This is a genomic window from Saccharicrinis sp. 156 (assembly GCF_050589685.1).
Classification (GTDB): Bacteria; Bacteroidota; Bacteroidia; order Bacteroidales; family Marinilabiliaceae; genus Saccharicrinis.
The window spans coordinates 82,732-102,004 of sequence record NZ_JBNGOS010000017.1 but is presented as its reverse complement, the minus strand read 5'-3'; the positions used below and the strand labels follow the sequence as shown (position 1 = coordinate 102,004).

Here is a 19,273-nt window from a genome sequence, read left to right as displayed (position 1 = left end):
AAAAAGGAATATGGTGAAAGGAAGAAGGAAAATGGAGATGGAAAAAAATTACGTATATAAATCAAGCCCTGTAAGCGTGATATGTAATAGCCTAGGGTGTAGCGCAGTGAAGTCCTGGGTGCAGTTAATAATTGAAACCGATACATCACAAATTGTATAAAAAGCACTAAGAAAATTTGCATCGCCTGTTTGCCAACAGGCAGGGAAAATGTTATCCCAAACTTTAAACCCAATACCTTTCAACTTTATAACTGATTAATAAATAGAATAAAAATGAAAATATTAAATAACATACTCTTAGCATTTTCCATACTTGCCATATCAAGTTGCACAGAGGTAAATGAAGAGAAAAAACAAACTAAATACGAACCTAACTTCGAATCCTTAAGCCAGCACGAAGCTGCGCCCGAGTGGTTTCAGGATGCCAAACTGGGTATGTACTTCCATTGGGGGCCATATAGTGTGCCTGCTTATGGTTCGGCCTGGTACCCTGCCAATATGTACTTAAAAGGCAATCGGGTAAACGAATTTCATGAAAAGAATTTCGGTCCAATAGAAGAGTTTGGATATGAAGATTTTATCCCCATGTTTACAGCAGAGCATTTTGATGCAGAGAACTGGGCAGATTTGTTTCAGATGACAGGAGCAAAATTTGCTGGTCCGGTAGCACAACATCATGATGGTTTTGCCATGTGGGATAGTAAAGTTAATCCTTGGAATTCAGTTGATATGGGGCCGAAGCGTGATATTACAGGCGAGATGTTTAAAGCGCTTCGTAAAAGAAATATCAAAACCATAGCTACCTTACACCATGCCCGTAATGGTCAGCGTAATAAAAATACCCCGGAGTATTGGGGTAAAAATGGTTTTAACAGTCATTATCCATATCACCCTGAATTGCCTACGGCAACTACCGATCCTAAACTTCGTAAGCTGTTCGGGAATTGGGAAAATATAGATGATTTTAACCAGTACTGGCTCGATCAGGTTGAGGAAGTGGTTGATCGATACCAGCCGGATATTCTTTGGTACGACTCGTGGTTGAATATGATTCCGGAACAAAAAATAAATGAAATGGTGGCTTATCATTTCAACAGTGGGCTAAAAAACAAGCAGGAAGTGGTAGTTTGCAGCAAACACCAGGATATCCCATGGGAATATGGAGTGGATGATATGGAGCAAGGTGGACGCAGAGACATTTACCCCTTACCATGGATGACGGATATTACATTGGGAGAAAGCCGTTGGATGTATGTTGAAGGAGAAAAGTATAAAGATGCGGCTTTGGTGGTTCGTAATATGATTGATGTATGGAGTAAAAACGGAACCGTATTATTGAATGTGTCTCCGCGTGCTGATGGTGTTATTAACCAGGAGCAGCGTGATATTTTAAAAGATATTGGCGCTTGGATGGAAGTGCATGGTGAAGCCGTTTATGGTACACGTCCGTTTCATATTTTTGGTTATGGTACTGCCAATGCTTCAGACGCTTCTCATGATGGTCAGTCGGCTAAAATTAAATACACAGCAAATGATGTTCGTTACACTGTTGCCAAAGATAAAAAGTCGATGTACGTATTCTTTTTAGGCGTACCTAAAGGTGGAAAAGCCATTAAGATGAGAGCTATTGGAGGTTTTCACCGTAACCAACCACCTTCCCCCATTAAAAATATAACGCTTATGGGATCGGATGCAAAAGTAGAGTGGAAACTTACACCACAAACATTGTTAATCAACATGCCCAAAGTTGAATACAACGAAATTGCCACGGTTCTTAAATTGGAGCTGGAGTAAATGAAAAATTGCCTGTTATAAATTAGCTATATGTTTTTCCAGGTTTTCAGAACGCTCGAGGCTCATTTTTTTACGAATACGGGAACGGGAAATATGAACACTATGTGGCGCGATATTTAATATTCGCGCCATTTCTTTTGTGCCGAAATTGAGTTTAATAAGGGCACAGTGTTTCTGTTCTGTAGAACTAAGGTTGGGGAATTTTGCATTCAGTCGGCTGTAAAAGGCTGTGTTCACCTCAGTAAAGCGCAGATTAAATTCATCCCACAGGTCTTTGGATCCTTTCTGATATTTGGCTTGCAAGGGTTTGTAACTTCCGGGCGCATCATTTTTTATGGCCTCTAATAATTCATCAATGGCAGTGTCTTTGTCTATCATCTGTAGCGCATAGGAGGTAAGTTCCTTGCTTTTTACCTCCATCTCTCCCTTTATCTTTTCTTCCGTTAGTTTTGATTCTAGTTCATTGTTCTTCTTTTCAAGAAGTGTTCTGTTAAGTTTTAGTCGCATACGGATCACTAACACGGCAGTACCTCCAAGTAATAAAGCCAAGGCCAAAATGATGATAAGCCTGTTTTTAACCTGTTCCTGATATTTTATTTCCTTTTCCTGCAAAGAGATGTAAATATCTTTTTCTTTTAAAGAATTAAGGTAAGAATCCTTAATTTCAAAAAGCTCACTGTTGGCGCTAAGCTGAAGTTGAATCAAGCTGTCTCTGGTTGCTTGAGACTGGTGCAGGAATTTATAAGCGATAGTTTGCCGGTTTTGCTTTTTATAGATTTCAGAAAGCTTTAATAACGCATCTGGTAACAAGTAATAATTAGAGTTGTTTTTATGAATATATTTATGGCATTGTCGGTAGTAATATATGGCACTGTCAATATGATTCATGCTGTGATGAATATCCCCCAGATAAGAGTATATGTTTGCTCTGTAAGATATTTTTTTTCCTTCGGTTTCTTTTTGGGCCTTATATAGGTGCTGCTTGGCTTCTTCAAATTGTCCCAGCTGGGAGAGAACTTTTCCTCGTTCAGCATCTAAAAATGGAAAGGATATATCCTGGTTTTTATACTGATTTTCGATGATAAAACAGGAATCAATGTAGTGTAATGCTCTGGTGTAATTGCCCAAATTTCGTTGACGTATAGCCATATTCATGTAGCTGGCTATTAAATTAGATGCATACTCAGGATTATCCTTGGGTGTTTTTTGAGCTATAAGTAAAGACTGCTCCAGGTGCTGCAATGCTGCATCATCCAAATTGTAAAACTCATATAGTTTACCCAGTCGTCTATGTATTTTTGTTTCCTCGGTCAGATAGCTTCCTTCCTTTGAAAGATATAATGCTTCCCATAAAAAATCAAAGGAAAGACTATATTTTCCAATGTTTTTGTTTTTGTCGGATTGGGAAATGAGCGTATTAATGATCTTGATCGTATCTCCATTATTTCTTAATAGTCTTTTTTGAGTCTTTAATAAGAGTTTTGTTTCGCTCGTATCTTCCAGGTTATTATGTGTCTCCGTTTTTTTGCCTTGTGTATATACGTCAGGTTTGTCTTGTATAGTTTTAAAACCTGATATAGGGGCTAATATCAAAATAATTAGGGGGTAAAATAATTTTATTTTAAAGTTTAAGTGATTGAAATATAGCATTGTATTGAGTTGTTCTGTTCAGTTTATAAAGATATTTAAAATTACGCATGTTCATTTAAATAGTATAATAAAAAATAGTACTGTATAGAATTTGTATATTGATTTAGATCGTTCTTGTCATCCTATTGAAGTATTTTTGAATAGTTAATTAGAGATTGATCTACAGCGTGTTTAATGCTGTTGGGAAATCATAAAAACGTTAGTTTATGCGATTTAAATTATCCATACTTTTAGTTTTAATATGTTCTGCTCTAAGTGCTCAGAAAACAATCAACAAGCCGAATGTTATTTTAATACTTACCGATGATCAGGGAATAGGAGATTTGGGTTGTCATGGAAACCCCTGGCTTAAAACACCCAATCTTGATTCATTTTACAATAACGCAGTTCGTATGACCGACTTTCATGTAAGCTCGGTTTGTACTCCTTCACGCGGTGCTATCATGACCGGGCTTTATCCTATTAATAATGGTGCATGGGCCACTTATAAAGGACGCGATGCCTTATCCGGAAATGCCATGACCATGGCTGATATATTTAAAGCCAATAACTACACCACAGCCATGTTTGGGAAATGGCATCTTGGAGATAATTATCCGGTGCGACCCACCGATTGTGGTTTTGATGTCGCTATTCAGCATAAAGCGGGTGGTGTAGGTGAGCTTTCTGACTATTGGGGAAATACCTATTTTGATGATGTGTATTTTGTGAACAATACACCAAAACAGTTTGAAGGTTACTGCACGGATGTATGGTTCAACGAAGCCATAAAATTCATGGATAACCATCATGATAAACCGTTCTTTATTTATTTACCAACCAATGCCCCTCATGGTCCGCATTATGTGGCTGAGAAATATGCAGAACCTTATAAGTCCTTGGTAGGTGAAAAAATAATGAGTGCCGAGTTTTATGGTATGATTTCTAATATCGATGAGAATTTTGGGAAGTTGGAGAAATATCTAAAAAAGAAAAAAATAGCGGATAATACCATTCTGATATTTATGACCGACAATGGTACTCATTATGGGGTAAGTGCGGATGGAAAACTTGGATGGAATCATGGTTTTAGAGGTCGGAAAGGTGGAAAACAGGAAGGCAGCCACAGGGTTCCGTTTTTTATTAGATGGAAGGATGGAAAGATCAAGGGAGGTAAGGATATTGATGAAGAAACGGCTCATGTCGATTTAATTCCAACACTGGCAGCCCTGTGTAAACTGGAAATTCCTCAAGCTAAGAAACTTGATGGTATTGATTTTTCTCCTTTACTGACGGATAAAAAGGCGAAGTTAAAAGATAGGACCATTTTTGTGCATAATCGTCAGGATTGGCGGCCACCTACTGATGTGGATAAAACGTGTATCATTAAGGATGAATGGCGTTTGGTGGATGGAAAAGGATTGTACAATATCGAACAAGACAGGGAACAGCGCCTTGATCTATCTGCACAGCATCCGGATATTAAAGAAGAAATGCTTAAAAATAATGCTGCTTTCTTGAGATTGGTAAAAACGAATCCTGTCTATCATGAGCTTCCGGTTAGTATTGTGGGTAATGATATTCAAAAGGAGATTACCTTAACCATACAACATGCCATTGGCGAAGGGCGCGGAATATGGAAGGCAGAACAGGTGGCAGCCGGTATGAAGAATAGTAATAACAAACATTCTATTGAAGTTGAAAAAGCCGGTTTGTATATCATTGAATGCAGACGCTGGCCTAAAGAATGTCCGGGACCGATTTGGGGTATTCCTTCAAAAAATCCCAAGGATTTTTACACTTACAAAACCATTAAACCGCAAAAAGTACGAATTCAGCTGGCGAATCAAATTCATGAAAAAGAAATAGTTGGCGATGAAGAGGCGGTTGTTTTTAAATTATACCTGCCCAAAGGCAAAACTTTGTTGGTGAACGATTTTATTGAAGGCCGGGAAAAATACGGTGTTTATTATACCTACATAAAACCAGTAGGAAAAGAATAAAGATTTAATATCTACTATGAAAAATTTACTATTTATATTGTTGTTGAGTGTCTCGTTTTCGGTTACGGCCCAGAAACCGGCTGTATGGTTAATCAGCGACGGAGGAGATAAAATCAATGATCCCGATGATATATCGGCAGTAGCCAGTTATCTGTTGATGTCGAATATGTTCGATACCAAAGCCATTGTGATGGGCAGTACAGTTCATCCCTGGAATAAAAACACAGCCGATCAGGGCCAATGGGCTATGGATACCTATGGCAAAGCTTATGCAGCTGATCTTATTAACCTAAATAAATACATTGGTGGATTTCAAAAACAATTGCGTTTTATGGAATCCTCAGTGAAAGGACAGGGCGTAAATTTTAAGTGGGACAAATCATATGATTTAAAAAAGTACCCAAGTATTCTGGCACTTTATAAGGAGTTGGAAAAAACAAAAGGAATCTTAAATATTCTATGTTATGGGCCGTTAACGGAGCAAGCTATTTTAGTTAGTTACTGTTTAAAACAACAGCGAACCGATTTACTGAGTAGAGCACGGTTTATCAGTCACTGGACAAGTTCGAATTTTCATGTAGGAACAGAAAAAAATCCTGAACATACCCACAATTGTTTTGGGGATCCAATGGCGTGTGATTATATGAAAAAGATGGCTTTGAATGGACTGTTTAAATTTTACGAATGTGGCGGAATCGGACAATATGGAATTGTGGAAGGAGGACAAAAGGGAAAAGCTTATTACGATCAGTTTTATGAGAGTAATCTGGGCAAAATATTCAGAGATGGTAAGTTTAACAAAAATAGAGTAGATGATTCAGACTGCGCTACCTATTGGGCTTTGCTGGGTAACTATGGTGTTTCGCTAAACGCTATAGCGGATAATGGTTTAAACTATCCCGAAGTAGAAAAACGTAATGAAGAGGCTTTTGCCCTTCATGCCAGAGATATGAGAGATGAGTTATTACGTCGATCCAATGCCGCCGCAGGATACGATCCCAATGCCATAAAAGTGGATATCATTGTTCCTGAGCATGGTATGGCTGATCCGCATGCCTGGGTAGAGAATGATACATTGTGGTTTATTTGTGGTCATGATCAAAGCTGGGAGCCTAAAGGTTCATTCCCAATGGATAGATGGGAAATATGGTCTTCCACCGATTTACGCACCTATAAATATCACAATAGTATTTTACCTAAAAATACCTACATAGGTGATAAACCCAATTGTTGGGCTGGAGATATAACCAAACGTAATGGTAAATACTATTGGTTTTTCTCCAACAGAAATATAAACACCGGAGTAGTTGTTGCCGATCAAATTAATGGAAATTATAAAGACTTGTTGGGTAAACCTTTACTTCCGAAGGATATTGTTCCGGAACATCCGTACGATCCGGAAATATACGAAGCTGAAGATGGACAATACCATATTATTTTTGGTGTTGGTAAATATTATATATCTACGCTATCGGAGGATATGAAAAGTCTGGAAACGGAACCGCAACAAATTCTTATCAAGGATAAAGAGGGTAAGCCATACAGAACGGAAGACAAACCAACGCTTTTCAAGAGAAATGAAAAGTATTATCTGGTATTTGGTTCTCGTTATGCCATGTCTGATAATTTATATGGACCTTATACTTTTGAAGGTGCTTTCTTAGATGGAGGTCACACCAGCTTTTTTGACTGGCACGGTCAGAAATATGTATTGCAGGAAAATCATGATATATGCGCTTTTTATCGGGGAGCCAGTTTAAAACCCGTATTTTTTAATGAAGACGGAACGGTTCGGATTCCTAAAAGCGACAGTTGGTATCCTGGTCCGGGGCGTCCTTTCCGTTTTGATAACAGTACCATGGGGTGGAAAGCCTTACGCGGTTCAAATATATATATGAATGACGGTGTGTTATCGGGTAAGATCAACGAACCAAAAGCTTTAATTCAAAGTGCACCATGGTTATTTACAGATACCGAAGGTTGTTCTAAAATTAAAATAAAAATAAGAAACGGAAGTCATGCAGGTCTGTTACGGATAGCCATTTTTTCGAGAGATATGGATGGTGATTTTTGGAAGGAATGCACGGAACCTGTGGAGTGGGATAAGCAAGATTGGATCACGTTGCCAATATCTTCAAATGATACTGAGTTTAAAACCTATACCATTCAGCTGTCGAAATTTAAAGAAGTCAACGAAAAGTTGATGCAGATTGCTATTCAACCCGCTGCTAATACCTACAATGGAACCTGGGAAATTGATGAGCTTATCGTTGAATAAGGATTGGTGAAAGTGATTTGTAACATGTAAAGTTAAAACGAAATGAGGATGAAAAATTTGATTCAATATGTATTATGCGCTATAGGTGTAGCGAGTCTGGTATCTTGTTCAGATAAAAAAGGGGAGCCGGATGTACAGAAGCCTAACATACTTTACATCATGTCTGATGACCATTGTGCGCAAGCCATTGGGGCTTACAAAATGCGTTTAGCATCTTTGAATCCAACACCTGCAATTGATCGGATAGCCAAAGAAGGTATGTTATTTGAAAATGCCTTTTGCACCAATTCCATTTGTACCCCGTCGAGAGCCTCAATCATAACCGGGCAATATGGGCAGACCAATGGAGTGCTGGATTTAAGCGGTAGAATTGGCAAAGAAAAACAATATTTACCCAAAGAGATTAAAAAGCTGGGTTATGAAACGGCCATGGTTGGTAAATGGCACTTAAAAGAAGCGCCGGAAGGTTTTGATTATTATAATGTATTGCCGGGACAAGGCGATTATCATAACCCAACCTTATATGCTAAGTCAGGGGATAGTTTAACCTCCATACGTTTTGAAGAGGATTTGGTAAGAGAGGTATATGCCACTCAATACAAGGGCCATTCATCGGATGTGATTACGGATATAACATTAGATTGGTTAAAGAACAAAAGAGATCCATCGAAGCCCTTTTTTGTCATGCATCAATTTAAAGCGCCTCACGATTTTTTTGAATATGCAAAACGTTATGAGTCTTATTTAAGCGATGTGGAGATTCCGGAACCGGCGAGTATGAAGGATAATAAAAACAACGGTTCGGTAGCAACCCGGGGTTTAAACAATCAATGGACAGATACTATTGGTTCTTCAATTGGTCATCGTAATGTCATTCGTAATATGGGTATGCACATGGATATTGATCCAAACATTCCCGATCCCGAATACCAGCACCTGGCCTATCAGGAATACTTAAAGCGCTATCTGCGCTGTGTAAAGGGGGTTGATGATAATGTGAAACGACTGTTTGATTATTTGGAAGCGGAAGACCTGATGGATAATACGATCATTATTTATACAGGCGATCAGGGTTTTATGTTGGGAGAGCATGATTACATTGACAAAAGATGGATGTATGAAGAATCGATGCGTATGCCGTTTTTGGTGAGATACCCAAAATCAATAAAGGCCGGATCAAGCACCGATGCCATTGTTAATAACACCGACTTTGCGCCAACGATGATAGAATTAGCCGGTGGCACTGCACCGGATTATATGCAGGGGAACAGTTTTAAAACGATTTTAGAAACGGGCCGGGAACCTGATGGATGGAAGCAAGCCACCTATTACCGTTACTGGATGCATATGGCACATAAGCATAACAATCCGGCTCATTTTGGCATTCGTACAAAAAAGCACAAGTTGATCTTTTTTTATGGCAAGGATTATATGGATCGGAATACAAAAGCCCAGGAATGGGCCCATAATCCTGAATCGATGTCGGATTTTAAAACTATTCCCGCCTGGGAATTTTACGATTTAACCACTGATCCCAATGAAATGGACAATCGGTATGATGATCCGGCCTATAAGGATGTTATTGCTGATCTGAAAAATGAGTTACAGGATTTGAGAAAATCATTAAATGAAGACGATAAAAACTATCCTGAGATTCAGGAAGTCATTAAGAAACATTGGAATTAATAAATATTACCAATAAGAAATGAAAAATTTAATCATTATTATTTTAGCAGGAGTATTGTTTTCGTGTGCACCGAAACAACAACCAACTAAAGAACAAAGTGGTTTTCCCTTTAAACTTCCGCTGGAAAAACCGGATCGGGAAATGAGTGCAGCTATGGAGCGTATTTATACCGATTATTCTTCGCCGCAACCTCATGAAAACGAGTTGTTTTCTCAGTTTAAATATACGGAGCTGAAAGGCTTTGATTATAACGATCATGATGGAACGATATCACGCAGAGATCCTTCTAAGGTACTCTTGCATAATGGCAAATATTATATTTGGTATACCCACCGTCATACACCAACCCCACCGCAGGGAGCTGCTAAGTGTAACGATACGATTCCGTCAGCAGATTGGGATTTAGCTGAGATTTGGTATGCTACATCTACGGATGGATTTACCTGGGAAGAACAAGGCGTGGCCATTAAACGACCAGAGAAACCATTGGTAGGCTGGCGTGCCGTAACAACTACGGATATCCTGGAATGGAAGGGCAAATATTATTTGTATTATCAAGGATTTATGGAGGCCAGTGGTAAGCGTGGAGATGACTGTCCCGTGGCAGTATCATATGCTGATTCGCCGGATGGACCATGGACGCCATACAATAAAATAGTGATACCGAATGGAGGAGAAGGGGAATGGGATCAATACTCTATCCATGATCCATATCCATTGGTGCACAATGGTAAAATATATATCTATTATAAGTCTGATTTTAACGGTAAGCCACACTTGGTGCGTATGCAAGGATTAGCTACTGCCGACAACCCTTTGGGACCATTTACAAAACATCCTTTAAATCCGCTTATCACATCAGGGCATGAAACCTCGCTTTTCCCGTTTAAAGAAGGGGTGGCGGCCTTGGTTTATAAAGATGGCCCTGAGCACAATACGATTCAGTATGCCAAAGACTGGGTGAACTTTGAAATTGCTTCCATCACAGAGTTAATGCCTTACGCAGCGGCTCCCTATGTGCCAGATGCTTTTACCGATACCAAAGACGGCCGGGGAATTACCTGGGGAACAGCACACTTTATCAATTTAGGAGGTAAAGAAAAGTTTCACTCCATGTTGATCCGATTCGATTGCGATTTAAGCCTGGATGTTCATGACCCGGAGATGAAAGAGCATCGTGTTAAACATACCCCAGAAGAATATTTCCGTCAGGGATTGAGTCATAAACAGAAAAAAAGAATTGAACAGGAAAATAATAAGCTGACAAACTAAGGTTATCATAGTAGCGAATGAGATGTGTTTTTGTAATTAACCAGCGTACGACTTAAATTATCCAGTTCAGATTTGATTGTTGATTGAATGACAAAGCAAATTCTAGAAACATAACCTGCTATACCTGCTCAAATATTCCTTGAGAATTTATTTATAGGAGATATGAGCCTGTAATTTTATGCCGAAATAGGGTTATTACCCTATGATTGGATATATAATACCCCCAATGGATAAGTGGCAAACCATTTACTTAGTGCGTAATTAAAATTTTAAATGATGAACAAAGCAAAAAACATATTTAGGAGCTTATTTATTATTGGAGGTATTCTATTATCATCCTCATTATCTGCTAAAAAGAAAACCGAAGTAGCAAAACGTCCCAATGTAATTATTATCAATGTTGATGATGTGGGATATGGTGATCCTTCCTGTTATGGAGGAACCTTGTTTCAAACACCCAATATCGACAGGCTGGCCCGGGAAGGGGTAAAGTTTACAGATGGTTATGTAAGTGCACCCGTTTGTTCTCCCAGTCGTCATGGTTTGTTAACCGGAACCTATCAGCAGCGTTTTGGCATACAATGGAACCACGATACCTGGAACATGAAACACAGGGAAAGTGAACGTGTAGTGCCTGTGAAACATAAACATATCGATCAGGCTTTTGCGGATGCAGGTTATGTAACTGCCATGGCTGGTAAAATTAATATGGAAGATTTTCCAAAGACAACCTTTAATCAGCAGTTCTCTGTCACTTCCTCCGGCAGTCATTATTTCCCCGATGAAAAGGGTAAATATGCAGGTGTTGACGGAGCCCCAAAACCCAAAGGAGGCTGGACCATGACACAATGGGGGCCGGAAAGAGAAGGAGAAGAATATCTGACGGATAGATGCGGACGCCAGTGCATTGAGTTCATGGATGAACATAAGGAGACCCCGTTTTTCTTTTACCTGGCATTTAATGCTCCGCATACACCGCTGCATGCCAAAAAGGTAGATAAACCCCGCGTGGCACATATCCAATCAGAAGCGGCTAAGTTATATGCAGCCATGGTGTTGGCCATTGATGATAATGTGGGACGAATTCTTGATTATCTGGATAAATCAAAATTAAGAGAAAACACCATCGTGGTATTTTTAAGCGATAATGGTCCTGCTAATCCCGTTCACCTAAGTATTCCTAAATGGTGGCCCAAAGACTCACCATATCATGTGTTGGGACAAAGAGGTCCTTTATCCGGATTTAAAGGAAATTTTTGGGAAGCCGGAATCCGCATACCTTATATCATCAGCTGGCCCAGCCAATTGGAATCGGGGGTGGAATACCAGAAACCTGTGAGTACCCTGGATATTTACCCAACCATGTGTGCTGCAGCTGATGTTAAACTGCCAGAGAATACAACATTGGATGGTGTTAACTTAATGCCATACCTGAAAGGCAATTACACCGAAGATCCTCATAAAGCTTTGTTTTGGTATGCCAACCGCATGGGCGCTGCCCGTATGGGTAAATGGAAGTTTTTAGTGGAGGATGGTGTTCACTATTTGTTTGATTTGGAAAATGATATTGCCGAAAAAAACAATGTCATGAAAGAAAATCCGGAAGTGATGACAGAAATATTTGAGGCCTTTATTGATTTTAGAAATGAAATGCCAGCTTATAGAAATCCATTCAGACGACCTATTGATATTCCGTCGCCTGATGTGCTTAAGTTACCGGTAATAGATCCAAAATAAAATTTACATGAATACATCTGGATACATAAAGTTTATCACCATCCCTAAAATAACATGGCTCTCTGCTGTGCTTTTGCTGACTTGTCTACCCGGTCAGCTCAAAGCGCAAAAGCCCAACATCCTGTGGATTATCACCGATGATCACAGGGCAGACGCACTGGAGTGTTACAACCGGGCAACCACAGGTAAAAGCGAAAGTTATCTGGGGTACGTTTCTTCGCCGCATACAGACCAGCTGGCCAGTGAAGGAACCCTGTTTACAAATGCTTTTTGTAATTCGCCCATGTGCACGCCTTCAAGAGCTTCAATGCAAAGCGGACGATACCCATTTCGAAGCGGACATTATAAATTTAAATCGCATCAAAAGGCAGATCATGTGCGCCCCACAGTTTCTCAAACATTAAGAGAAAATGGATACGGAACTGCGGTGTTTGGTAAAACAGGATGGGGTATAAAAGGCGAAGGTGGCGATAAGGCTTTTTATGACCATACCATACAGTTTGGCCGTGATTTATTACGACAGGGATTTGGAGGTATATATACCAGTGGTGGCAAATATGAATTTCCGGATGGTATTTTTGAGGTGGTTTATTCCGATGAAACCGTTATTTATCCCAATGGGGAATCAGTAAGTTACAGAAAGCAACAGCGGGATGGAGAAATTCCTGAGAAAGACCAATTGCTAAAAGCTAAGGTCGAAAAAGAATTTGATATTTTACGTGCCTATACACGCCCTAATCAAGGATTGATATTAGGCGGAGTGAATCCGCAGACAACAAACAAAACACTGGATGGTAGAGTTGTAGAGGAGTTTAAAAATTATTTGTCCAATCAGGACAGAGGATTTAAAACACTAGCGGGTAAAAAAGCACAGGGAGCCAACTCAAACAAACCATTGATGGTAAATATTGGTTTCACATGGCCACATACACCGGTTCTGCCACCCAAAGAATTTCGTGATAAATTTAAAAAGAAGAAATACCATATTCCTGAGTTCAGTACCAAACAACTATCAAACTTCCCACCACAGCTGGTTACTTTGTATAACGAATGTAAGGCTGATCAACTTACAGATCAGGAAAAATTACAAGCCATCCGCGACTACTATGCATTTTGTGCTTATGGAGACGCTTTAATTGGTCAGTCAGTGGATGCTTTTAAGGACTATTGTAAAAAGAACAAACAAGAGTATTTGATAATTTTCACCGTTGGTGATCATGGCTGGCATTTGGGTGAGCAGGGTATCATGGCCAAGTTTGGTCCCTGGAAACAATCGATACATGATGCTGCCATTGTCGTTTCTTCGGATAAAAAACTTTTTCCGGCTGGCAACGTGAACCACGATATTATTGAATTTGTAGATTTTAGCCCTACCATGCTGGCTGCAGCAGGTATCAATATTAAGCACCAGGAATATAACTACCTGGATGGTTATGATTTGGCTAAAGTGCTTGAAAACCCTGAAAAGAATAAAAGGGAATATGCCATTGGCGAGGTAAATGTGGTATGCGGACACAGAGCCTATATGCGAAGCGAAAATTTTGCTTTTAGCATGCGAACACGCGACCGTTGGGACTTTGCCAGTGCTGATAATGTGAATAAAGATATTCAGTGGGCTTTAACTTGCGACCGTCCTAAAGCAGATATGGCCCTCTACGATTTACGTGTGGATCCGTTGGAAAAAGTAAACCTGGCTAACCATAAGGATTATATTGTGTTGGCAGATTGGTTCCGTAAAAAACTTGGTAATATTGTATTGGGTGATGGGCGTGTTGAGGTAGATTGGGCCAAGCCTAACAGTTATGCCGTCAGTAATTTTGCAGGAGGGGCAGATGACAAAAGGTTAGATATTCCGGAAGAGTTAGTGCCGGTGATTCAGTAAACAGTAATCGGTAATCAGTGTTCATTCGAGACATTAGAAACCAAAGACTATAAAGTTTGCATATGTATTATTCTAATACAATTTATTGTCAAACATTATACCTTATATAGTAGTAAGTAATATTATAGTGTCTGTTTGAGATAGTCTGTAAATACGAGTATATCTAAAGATAGATATAGAGCCTCAAAGGGTAGGTTGTGCAAAATGAATGAAATAATTCATCCAAACGAAGCAATAATCTTAAAGAAAAAGAAAACCTGTCTGGTAAGGCAAAAGAAGGTTCTCAATTGCAAAAGCTTTTTGTTCGTTTTTGCACTGTCTACCCAAAGGGATAAAATGTAGCGCAGCCCTTGGTGTAGTGGCATAAAAAAAACGACGCATTACAAATTGTTGAAATATGCAAGGGAGCTTAGCATCGGAAAAAAGACAAACATCCTACATTCACAATAAATCAATACAAATCATGAAAATTAAAACCACATTTATAGTTGCCGTATTGCTGTGCGGTTTCACAATGCTAACTTATGCCCAACAATCACCCTTCCTCAACATCAAAGATTTTGGTGCCAAAGGAGATGGGAAAACAGATGATACGCCTGCTTTGCTTATGGCTATGGAAGCAGCCACAAAATCGGAAGGAACAGTTTACTTTCCACAGGGTAATTACGGCATACATCCGGTAACGGTTCCTGGTCATATTACCTTGCTTGGGTATTCAGCCTGGAGTTATGCCAATAAGGATAAAAGAGACCCGGATTATATTGGGAAAACCATTTTAACGGCGCTGTCGGGCGATGCCAGGGCTTTGCTTGATTTAGGAAGCAACCGGGGAATCCGAGTTTTTGGACTAACCCTTGATGGGAAAAAACTGGGCGATGGGATGCACGGGGTCTATGCACGTCATTCCGAATGTGAACAAAACAATTGTATCGAAGATTGCCGTATACAACATTTTAGTGGTTCAGGTATTCGGTTAGAGCGTTCATGGGTATTTGGTGTGCGTCGTTGTTTACTGATGTTTAACGGGGAGCATGGCATCGATTTGACAGGAGGTTATGATGGCTGGGTAATCGATAACCAGTTGACAGCTAATAAGGGGTTTGGACTGTTTGCCCGTGGTACTCCTGCCGAAGGAATGACAAAAGAGGAGATTAAAGATTTAAAGTTCTTTGGAACGGCATCGGTAATGGTTACGGCCAACCGTATTGAGTGGAATAAAAGCGGAGGTGTGTATTTAAACGGTTCCAACTCCATGCAAATAACAGGTTGTGCCATAGATCATAATTTTGGACCAGGCATTAAAATAAGTAATGGAACAGCCCATGCTGTAAGTGGTAATCTCCTTCGAAGTAACGGAGTGGATGCCAAAGATGATCATTGTTCCCAAATATGGCTCGAAAACATTAATGGTGCCTCTGTAACCGGAAATACCATATGGGGCTGGTATAACCGTAAAGAATACAAGTTTGAGTACCCTTATCCTTTTTATGGTATCATTGCCAAAAACCTAAATGGTTGTGTGATATCGCAAAATGCCATGTACCATAGTTCCAGCAAAGAAGGTGTAAGCGACCGTGGAGGAAATGAAAACTCAATTATTAAGGACAATGCCTATGTAAAACCAGTAATTGAGGAGGTTGAGGGTAGCTTTAGGATGGTGAAATAATATCATATTTAGGAAACAACATAAGAGGTTAGCCAAATTTGGGTTAACCTCTTATTGTTCGTATTCAAAGGAATGTGAGGTCAGTATTACAATATAACAACTAAAAACCCCCTAGAAGAATTAAACCTCCCAAGGGATTTGTACATTTAAGGATTGTATGTTAGTGCATTATGCTCACTTCTCTTTACCGCTTAACAAACCGCCCTTTTCGCTCATTAATCCCAATAATATACATGCCTGGTTTTAAGTCGCTAATTAGGATTGGCTCACCATTGTATGGTTCTGAGTCTACTAAAATACCTTTCATATCATAAATGTTATATTGAGTGCCAACCTGAATGCCATTGATGTGCAATAAATTAGATGCTGGGGAAGGATATACTTTTAAAGTCTCAGCTTTAGTTGATCTAACAGAAACATCGTTTAAAGAAATGGATTCGGTGTAAATAATATCACTTTCCAAACCATCGATAGGTCTGATATCCGAGTATAAGGAATAAGCACCTTTGGTCAGTACAGAATCCACTTTAATATTGACAACGGCATTAGCATATCCGGCATAAGCAGTCAGCACGGTATCTGACACAACAATGTCATCACTATTTTTAAGTTTTAGATGCATTTCCCTATCTTGGTTGGCCTGAAACACCAATGGTATAGAAACTTCCTGTTTTGTCCAATCCTGGGAAAAATTAGGGTTCAATGTAACGTTTTCGTCGTATAATGCTAATGGTTCTACTTCAACAGGTGGGGCGGGATTATCTTCTTCAACCATAATATCGTCAATATAACCCTCTTCGTTGGCTTGCGCATAATAATATAGCTTTACCGCATAGTTTCCCGAATTAAATTTTAACGTATAAGGCTGGTAATCGGTTCCTGTTACTTCAACACCGTTAATTTTCTCTCCGGAACCATTGTCTTTAACACCCAGGGTTATTGATCCAGTTACAGCTTTTGCATTGCAAGTTATGGTATAATCGGTATTAGGTTTTAGATCAAGTATTTGTTCTGGAGCACCTCCTCCAACTATTCTACATGCATATGTTCCGTTGGCAATATGTACTGTATTGTCCGTTATTGCCGCACCGGGACTACCCCAGCCAATCCATCCGCTTAGGTCTCCCGTTTCGAAATCTCCATTTTTAATAAGAGGCTCTTCTTCTGTAATATATGGCTCAAAAGCATCAACCAGAACATATGCCCTTACCCAATCGTAGAGGGTGCCATTTTTATCAGGATCAGCCAGTTCCTCGTCGTTAGGCAGCTCAATCCAAGGAAAAGGATAGGTCTCTACCACCAAATTCATTCCCATTGGATTTGAAAATGGCTTGTCTAATACCTGATCATAAAATGTTTGGTCTAGTGGTTCGCCATTGTTGTAGTAGTACGTGGCAGAGTTGGCATCTTTCCACCACCCACCATAAATATTAAAGTCTTCGCTGGCTAATTGAGTATCTTCGAACCTGGCCTCGGTAGCTCTGTAGTCGTGTCTTGTTCCTTCACAGTCGGTATACCATAAATGTGCATTGCTGTGCATACCTTTGGCAAACCAGCTACCGTCAAAATCGCCCTCTCGGCCAATACATTCCTGAATGTCCCATTCTTGCGAATATTTGTCGTTACATTCTTCAGGACCATCAAAGTTTTTACGGTTCGAAAACCAGAAGGTAGAGGATAAAGTGGTTTTGTTGGCTTTGAACTTACACTCGTAATATCCATAGTGGGCAGTCTGTTTACGTGAAATAACGGCTCCGCACTTAATGTTGAAGGCGTTGCCATTTACAATCACTTCCTCATCCATTTTTTCGCCCCAAATCTTAAGGTAACCATCTTCAACCTTAATTTGCGATTCCATAAATAAGCCGGGAGGCCTGCCTACCCATGTGGGATGGTAGTTGTACCACTTGTTCAAATCAAGTTCGGTACCGTTAAACTCATCCGAGTACAAGGGATTTATTGCCCACCTTTTACCGATGGGGGGTTTGGGGGGATTGGCAAAACATGCTATGGTTAAAAGGAAAAAGCTTAAAAAAAGTAGTGGTGTTCTCATACTATGTAGATTGTTATATTTTACGTGTACAAGTTACATGTTACGTTTATCATTTCTGCGAATAAAATGATCTTATAAAAGGGGGATTTAGCAATTATCAACAAATTGATACCCATTGTCAGGCAAAAATATTCCCCTTTTATGCTCCCAATAATTTCCTGAATCAGTTTTTATCCGAGTTAATTGTAATGGTTATTTACTTTTAAAACTTTATTGATGATGAAAAACATTTACTTTTTACTGTTAGGATTATTTGCATTCAAGTATCAACTTTAAAGGCAGCCAACGCTACTTGGGGAGAAGATGATACACAAGGTTTTAAATATTGGTAAGACGGGCTTGAATAAGCAATCCCTTAAATACCTGGCGACAGGTCCAGTTTGAATACGCGGCAGATGGAAGTTTAACTGCAGGGGATGCTGCTGGTGTTTCTGTGCAACCTATTGTTAAACAAACACAAATTGAGGCAGCAGTAGGTTCCTTGGTGATGTACTTGGATGATTTAGAATTAATTGAAAAAACAACTACGGATAGTGATTGGGTAGAGGAGTCAACTAGGTATATAGTATTGTAAATCAATAGTATATTAATGCTTTTAAAACAAAAACAATTTATAACCTAAGTGAAACTTTGGTTGAAAGTGGCTTAGTTAATGAAATATCAAATAATAAAATTCTTGACCTGCAAAAAGGGATTTATATTGTAAAAGATAATAATGAAATTAAAAGATAGTGCTATAAGTACATTTGTTTTATTGTTGAGCGATTTTATTTAAATTGTCTGTACGGATTTATACCCTTACAGGTTTTTTGTTATGAGTCGCACATGGTAACTAATTGGGAAGTGAAAGTATACGATGAGGGTTGGCAGTGGCATTGATTGGCCGAAGGCAACCGAGTTCATCGAGAGGCGGAATCTAAAGGGGGTCTATACGCATTATCCCGACCCCAGGCACAAATCAGCCCGTCCCGCTTTGTGCATAACATTATCAGACATACCCGATGGAATGGGTATGCCACGCTAAACAAAGTCGGAAACTACACGGATTTTATGGTGTAAAAAAAAAGGTACATGGAATGAAAGTTGTTTGCCTTGCCTCGGGAGGTCTCACTGACATATTAAATGGGAGTAGGAGAGGCGGTCGAAAAAGGTTTGCCTTGAGAAGTCAGGTGAGGCCGTAGTGTTAGTTTATCTGCTTATGTTGGAGAGGGTTGAGCTTTAATTTCCGAGAGAAAAGGAGTATTTGTGACGCCTTGTTTAAATGATTTTTGT

10 protein-coding genes are annotated in these 19,273 nt (G+C 39.5%); 8 read left to right on the top strand and 2 right to left on the bottom strand.

The genetic code is table 11. The features are described from left to right. The first annotated feature begins 273 nt into the window (after positions 1-273). A complete protein-coding gene (locus ACRD64_RS12415) occupies positions 274-1,794 on the top strand; it encodes an alpha-L-fucosidase (protein WP_430933693.1) in 1,521 nt (506 codons plus the stop codon). A 15-nt stretch (positions 1,795-1,809) separates the two neighbouring features. Here ACRD64_RS12415 and ACRD64_RS12410 read toward each other — a convergent pair whose 3' ends face one another. After that, positions 1,810-3,387, bottom strand: coding sequence for a hypothetical protein (locus tag ACRD64_RS12410; RefSeq protein WP_430933692.1), 1,578 nt, complete (start codon positions 3,385-3,387; stop codon positions 1,810-1,812). A gap of 263 nt (positions 3,388-3,650) precedes the next feature. Between ACRD64_RS12410 and ACRD64_RS12405 the strand changes: the two genes are divergently transcribed. The 7 genes from ACRD64_RS12405 (at position 3,651) to ACRD64_RS12375 (ending at position 15,948) form a co-directional block, all read left to right on the top strand. Then, complete coding sequence (locus ACRD64_RS12405; protein ID WP_430933691.1) at positions 3,651-5,426, top strand: arylsulfatase; 1,776 nt, start codon at positions 3,651-3,653, stop codon at positions 5,424-5,426. Positions 5,427-5,442: 16 nt separating this feature from the next. Next, positions 5,443-7,704 (top strand): family 43 glycosylhydrolase, encoded by a 2,262-nt coding sequence (locus ACRD64_RS12400; RefSeq protein ID WP_430933690.1) that lies wholly within the window; start codon positions 5,443-5,445, stop codon positions 7,702-7,704. Between the two features lie 48 nt (positions 7,705-7,752). Beyond that, entirely contained in the window at positions 7,753-9,390 is a 1,638-nt protein-coding gene (locus tag ACRD64_RS12395) for a sulfatase family protein (protein ID WP_430933689.1), read from the top strand. A gap of 19 nt (positions 9,391-9,409) precedes the next feature. Next, positions 9,410-10,663: a glycoside hydrolase family 117 protein gene (locus ACRD64_RS12390; protein WP_430933688.1), complete on the top strand. Its 1,254-nt coding sequence runs from the start codon at positions 9,410-9,412 to the stop codon at positions 10,661-10,663. A gap of 273 nt (positions 10,664-10,936) precedes the next feature. Continuing rightward, entirely contained in the window at positions 10,937-12,400 is a 1,464-nt protein-coding gene (locus ACRD64_RS12385; RefSeq protein WP_430933687.1) for a sulfatase-like hydrolase/transferase, read from the top strand. 7 nt (positions 12,401-12,407) lie between these two features. Further along, on the top strand, positions 12,408-14,282 hold the full coding sequence (locus ACRD64_RS12380) for a sulfatase-like hydrolase/transferase (RefSeq protein ID WP_430933686.1): 1,875 nt from the start codon (positions 12,408-12,410) through the stop codon (positions 14,280-14,282). A gap of 463 nt (positions 14,283-14,745) precedes the next feature. Further along, complete coding sequence (locus ACRD64_RS12375; RefSeq protein ID WP_430933685.1) at positions 14,746-15,948, top strand: right-handed parallel beta-helix repeat-containing protein; 1,203 nt, start codon at positions 14,746-14,748, stop codon at positions 15,946-15,948. Positions 15,949-16,132: 184 nt separating this feature from the next. Here ACRD64_RS12375 and ACRD64_RS12370 read toward each other — a convergent pair whose 3' ends face one another. Further along, complete coding sequence (locus ACRD64_RS12370; RefSeq protein WP_430933684.1) at positions 16,133-18,001, bottom strand: carbohydrate binding domain-containing protein; 1,869 nt, start codon at positions 17,999-18,001, stop codon at positions 16,133-16,135. Positions 18,002-19,273 lie beyond the last annotated feature (1,272 nt).

Bases quoted from the DNA above. Each gene is read 5' to 3' on its own strand.
- ACRD64_RS12385 (WP_430933687.1), top strand. From the start codon at position 10,937: ATGATGAACAAAGCAAAAAACATATTTAGGAGCTTATTTATTATTGGA.
- ACRD64_RS12400 (WP_430933690.1), top strand. From the start codon at position 5,443: ATGAAAAATTTACTATTTATATTGTTGTTGAGTGTCTCGTTTTCGGTT.
- ACRD64_RS12390 (WP_430933688.1), top strand. From the start codon at position 9,410: ATGAAAAATTTAATCATTATTATTTTAGCAGGAGTATTGTTTTCGTGT.
- ACRD64_RS12375 (WP_430933685.1), top strand. From the start codon at position 14,746: ATGAAAATTAAAACCACATTTATAGTTGCCGTATTGCTGTGCGGTTTC.
- ACRD64_RS12405 (WP_430933691.1), top strand. From the start codon at position 3,651: ATGCGATTTAAATTATCCATACTTTTAGTTTTAATATGTTCTGCTCTA.
- ACRD64_RS12395 (WP_430933689.1), top strand. From the start codon at position 7,753: ATGAAAAATTTGATTCAATATGTATTATGCGCTATAGGTGTAGCGAGT.
- ACRD64_RS12380 (WP_430933686.1), top strand. From the start codon at position 12,408: ATGAATACATCTGGATACATAAAGTTTATCACCATCCCTAAAATAACA.
- ACRD64_RS12415 (WP_430933693.1), top strand. From the start codon at position 274: ATGAAAATATTAAATAACATACTCTTAGCATTTTCCATACTTGCCATA.
- ACRD64_RS12370 (WP_430933684.1), bottom strand. From the start codon at position 18,001: ATGAGAACACCACTACTTTTTTTAAGCTTTTTCCTTTTAACCATAGCA.